This is a genomic window from Streptomyces niveiscabiei (assembly GCF_001419795.1).
In the GTDB taxonomy this organism is placed as follows: Bacteria; Actinomycetota; Actinomycetes; order Streptomycetales; family Streptomycetaceae; genus Streptomyces; species Streptomyces niveiscabiei.
Genome location: NZ_LIRL01001409.1, coordinates 1 through 1,354, shown reverse-complemented (window position 1 = coordinate 1,354; position 1,354 = coordinate 1). Strand labels below are relative to the sequence as shown.

Sequence of the window (1,354 nt, the reverse complement as noted above, 5' to 3'; positions counted from 1 at the left end):
TGATGAGGGCGCGGAGTTGGTGGGCGCCCTGCTCGCGGCCCAGGAGGACCGTGGTTCCGGGGGAGATGGGGCCGGCGCCGGGGGTGGGGGAGCCGGAGATTACTCGGTCCCCGCGTAGCGTCACCTCGTACGTGTCGGTCGCGCAGGGTGCGGCCCGGTCCAGGTCTGTGCCGCATGTCGCCCGGGTGCGTGGGGTGTCGCCCCACCGGGAGGTGTACGCGCCGACGGAGTTCTGCGCCAGTGCGTACTGGTTGAGGCCGGAGACGGGCAGGCCCGTGTTCGTGGTCGCCGTGAAGGGGAGTGTGCCGAGGCGGGCGCGGCCCTCGTGGTCGACGCCGACGACGGCACGCGTGGTCGTGGAGGCCGGGGGAGTGGGGCCGAAGCGTTGGCCGTCCGGGACCGCGCCCTTCAGGAACTCTCCGTCCGCCACGGCGGGGCCCACGCTCGCGCCGGTCGCCGGGACGCCCGGGTGCTGGGTCTCGGTGATGTTGAAGAAGTCCCCGTTGACCCCGGCCAGGGCGCCCTGTGCGTCGGCCAGCCGGGAGACCGGCGCCCGGCCCGCCACGACCCCCGGGTACAGCAGGCCCAGCCGGACGTGTGGGTCGGTGAGGTCGACGCTCAGGACGTGCGCGTGCGCCGTCCCCGCCGCGCCCCGGATGTCGTACTGGCGGTACGTCACCCCCTGGGCCACCGCCGCGTCGGCCGGTGGCGCGCCCGCGAACGCCGCGCCCGCCACCGTCGCGCACACCGTCAGGAACGTGGTCAGCCGTCTCATCCGTCGCCCCGTCGCTCGTCCGTTGCCGGAATGCTCGTACGGCGAGGGGGCGCGGACCGGGGAATACGAGGTCAACCCACGAGAACGGGTGAGAGGAGGACAGGTGTACGAGGGCTATTCGGCGTAGGGCGTGAAGTGGGCCGGGGCGTGGTCGATCGGCAGCCCGGGGCGCCAGGCCGTCAGGGACTGCGCGCTGCACACGAACAGCGACGGCGGCAGCCGGTCCAGGGGGTACCAGCGCCAGTCCCCGACCCGCTCGCCGGGCTGGTCGGCGGCCTCACCCCGCCAGGCGCCCACCACGGCCCCGACGGTCATCCGGACCACCCCGTCCACGTCGTCCAGAAGCGTCCCGAGCAGCCGTACGTCGTCCGGGTCCGCCTCGATGCCGGTCTCCTCCCGCAACTCCCGTACCACCGTGGCCACCAGCGACTCGCCGGGCTCCGCCGTGCCGCCGGGCAGCTCCCAGGTCCCGCGCCGGTGCCGGCCCAGGAGGAGCCCCCGGGGGCCGTACAGGATCGCGCCGACGCCGATCGCCGCGTGCGGGACGGGCGGGAGGTTCGTCCGGGGGCTCCTCCTGGG

Annotated in this window: 2 protein-coding genes; both read right to left on the bottom strand. The window is 75.0% G+C overall.

Annotated features, from left to right (window positions below; genetic code table 11):
* The coding region (locus tag AOK24_RS44550; protein WP_055725490.1) for a hypothetical protein at window positions 1-775 on the bottom strand (775 nt) is incomplete at its 3' end.
* 114 nt (window positions 776-889) lie between these two features.
* Window positions 890-1,354: NUDIX domain-containing protein (locus tag AOK24_RS44545; protein ID WP_159052248.1), on the bottom strand; the 465-nt coding region annotated here is incomplete at its 5' end.